The organism is Mycobacterium sp. TH-M15 (genome assembly GCF_057473705.1).
On sequence record NZ_JBYCLB010000279.1, the window covers coordinates 1 to 3341 of the forward strand.

Here is a 3341-nt window from a genome sequence, read left to right on the forward strand (position 1 = left end):
ATACACGCGTTCACGGCGCCAGGCCGGGCAGTTCGCGAATCCCGAACTCGCGGTTGAGCACCGAACGCGCCGCGTAGTAGCCGCACATCCCGTGTACGCCCGGGGCCGGTGGGGTCGCCCCGGAACACAGGTAGACGCCGGGAAGTGGTGTCGCCCAGGGGTTCCACCGCGGCGTCGGCCCGGTCATCGCCCGCCACGCGCTGCTGCCGACCGAGATGTCGCCGCCGACGTAGTTGGCGTTGTGCTCGGCCAGCCGGCTCGCCGGCACGCTGCGCCCGGCGACCACCAGGTCTCGGAAGCCGGGGGCGAAGCGCTCCATCGCGGCGGTGACGGCCTCGGTCTGGTCGATCGGTGAGCCGGCCGGCACGTGGGCGTAGGTCCACATCGGCCGGCGGCCCGCCGCGTCGACCCGGGACGGGTCGACCAGGTGCGGCAGCGCCCCCAGGATCATCGGCCGCTCGGCGTGCCGGCCGGCGGCCACCTCGGCCTCGGCGTGCGTCATCTGCGGCCGATCGCCGCCGAGGTGCAGTGTCGGCGCCTGCGCCAGCCGCGGGTCGGCCCACGGCACCTCGCCGGAGAGTACGAAATCCACCTTGGCGACCGCCCCGGCGCCGAACCGGTAGCGGCGCAACGCGTTCGCGTAGCGCGACGGCAGCGCGCCGCCATAGACATCCAGCAGCGTGGTGGGGGCGGTGTCGAAAATCGTCACCCCGCCGGGTGGTTCGGTCACCTCGGCGCCGGCGGTGAGCCGGCCGCCGTGTGCGCGCAGGTCGGCGACGAGCGCGTCGGTGATGGCCTGGGTTCCACCGAGTGGGATCGGCCAGCCCACGGTGTGCGCCAGCGACGCCAGCAGCATGCCCAGCCCGGCCGTGGTCAGCGACGGCATCGGGTGCACCGCGTGCGCGGCGACCCCGGTGAACAACGTCCGCGCGTCCGCCCCGCGCAAGGCGCCCCAGGCGGGGGTGGCCTGCGCCAGGATCCGCAGCCCCAGCCGCAGCACCGTCGCGAGCCCGCCCGGCGGCGACCGCTTGTCGCCGAGCATGAAACCGACCACCGCGTCGCTGTGCTCCGCCAGCGGACCCATCAGCCGCCGCCAGGCACGGCCGTGCTCGAGCTCGGCGCAGGTGCGGTCCAGGTCCCGGTAGGCGATCACCGCCGGCCGGCCGTCCAGCGGATTCGCATAGGAGATCTCCGGCGCCACCACCGGCACCCCGCGGCCGGGAAGGTCGAACTCGGCGAAGAACGGCGACGCCAACGCCAGCGGATGCACCGCCGAGCAGACGTCGTGGGCCACGTCGGGAAACTCCGGGTCGGCTGCGGTGCGGGCACCGCCACCGAACGTCGGCTGCGCCTCGATCACCTGCACCGACAACCCGGCCCGGGCACAGAGCACCGCTGCGCTCAGCCCGTTGGGACCACTGCCGACGACGGTGACGTCCACCGTCCGATGGTAGGGGCGGTGGCCCGCTGCGCCCGGCTCCGCCGCGCTGGCGACCACCGCGGGTTTTGATGGCGGTGGCCCGCTGCGCCCGGCTCCGCCGCGCTGGCGACCACCGCTAGGCTGTGCCGGGTGACCCTCCCCGTTGTTTTGATCGCCGACAAACTCGCCGAGTCGACCGTCGCTGCCCTCGGCGACCAGGTGGAAGTCCGCTGGGTGGACGGCCCGGACCGGGCCAAGCTGCTGGCCGCGGTGCCCGACGCCGACGCGCTGCTGGTCCGCAGCGCCACCACCGTCGACGCCGAGGTGCTGGCCGCCGGCAGCAAGCTGAAGATCGTCGCCCGGGCCGGGGTGGGGCTGGACAACGTCGACGTGGACGCCGCCACCGCCCGCGGGGTGCTGGTGGTCAACGCCCCCACCTCGAACATTCACAGCGCCGCCGAGCACGCGATCGCGCTGCTGCTGGCCGCCGCCCGGCAGATCCCGGCCGCCGACGCCTCGCTGCACGGCCACGAGTGGAAGCGCTCGTCGTTCTCCGGCACCGAGATCTTCGACCACACCGTCGGGGTGGTCGGCCTGGGCCGGATCGGCCAGCTGGTGGCCCAGCGGCTGGCGGCGTTCGGCGCGCACATCGTCGCCTACGACCCGTACGTCTCGGCGGCCCGCGCCGCCCAGCTCGGCATCGAGCTGCTGCCGCTGGACGAGCTGCTGGCCCGCGCCGACTTCATCTCGGTACACCTGCCCAAGACGCCGGAGACCGCCGGGCTGATCGGCAAGGAGGCGCTGGCCAAGACCAAGCCGGGGGTGATCGTCGTCAACGCCGCCCGCGGCGGGCTCATCGACGAGGCCGCGCTGGCCGACGCGATCAACAGCGGACACGTGCGCGGCGCCGGGCTGGACGTCTTCGCCACCGAGCCGTGCACCGACTCGCCGCTGTTCGAGCTGCCGCAGGTGGTGGTCACCCCGCACCTGGGCGCCTCCACCGCCGAGGCGCAGGACCGGGCCGGCACCGACGTGGCCAAGAGTGTGCAGCTGGCGCTGGCCGGCGAGTTCGTGCCGGACGCGGTGAACGTCGGCGGCGGGGCGGTCAGCGAGGAGGTGGCGCCCTGGCTGGACCTGGTCCGCAAGCTGGGCGTGCTGGCCGGTGTGCTCTCCGACGCGCTGCCGGTCTCGCTTTCGGTGCAGGCCCGCGGTGAGCTGGCCGGCGAAGACGTCGAGGTGCTACGGCTTTCGGCGCTGCGCGGGCTGTTCTCGGCGGTGATCGAAGACCCGGTGACGTTCGTCAACGCCCCGGCGCTGGCCGCCGAGCGGGGGGTTGCGGCCGAGATCTCCACCGCCACCGAGAGCCCCAACCACCGCAGCGTGGTCGAGCTCAGGGCCGTCACCGCCGACGGCTCCACCGTCACCGTGGCCGGCACGCTGGCCGGGCCGCTGCAGGTGGAGAAGGTCGTCGAGATCAACGGCCGGCACTTCGACCTGCGGGCCGAGGGCGTCAACCTGGTGATCAACTACGCCGACCAGCCCGGTGCGCTGGGCAAGATCGGCACCCTGCTCGGCGGCGCCGGGATCAACATCCACGCCGCGCAGCTCTCCGAGGACGCCGCGGGCCCGGCGGCGACCATCCTGCTGCGGCTGGACCGCGACGTGCCGGCCGAGCTCCGCGCCGCGATCGGCGACGCCGTCGGCGCCAAGAAGCTTGAGGTGGTTGATCTTTCGTGACCCTCAAACTCGCCGTCATCCCCGGCGACGGGATCGGCCCGGAGGTCGTCGCCGAAGCGGTCGCAGTGCTCGACGCGGTGCTGCCCGGCGTCGCGAAGACCAGCTACGACCTGGGGGCGCGGCGCTACCACGCCACCGGCGAGGTGCTGCCCGACTCGGTGCTCGACGAGCTGCGCGCCCACGA

The 3341-nt window shown here is 74.0% G+C and carries 3 protein-coding genes; 2 read left to right on the top strand and 1 reads right to left on the bottom strand.

Translation table 11 applies throughout. From position 1 onward, the window contains the following. Nucleotides 1–10: 10 nt before the first annotated feature. Entirely contained in the window at nt 11–1441 is a 1431-nt protein-coding gene (locus AC2VNT_RS06530; RefSeq protein ID WP_486946078.1) for a phytoene desaturase family protein, read from the bottom strand. 129 nt (nt 1442–1570) lie between these two features. Between AC2VNT_RS06530 and serA the strand changes: the two genes are divergently transcribed. Both serA and AC2VNT_RS06540 read left to right on the top strand, forming a co-directional pair. After that, a complete protein-coding gene (serA, locus tag AC2VNT_RS06535; RefSeq protein ID WP_486946079.1) occupies nt 1571–3157 on the top strand; it encodes a phosphoglycerate dehydrogenase in 1587 nt (528 codons plus the stop codon). Then, nucleotides 3154–3341 (top strand): isocitrate/isopropylmalate family dehydrogenase (locus AC2VNT_RS06540; protein WP_486946080.1); only part of this gene is annotated, 188 nt, incomplete at its 3' end. The genes serA and AC2VNT_RS06540, both read left to right, overlap by 4 nt.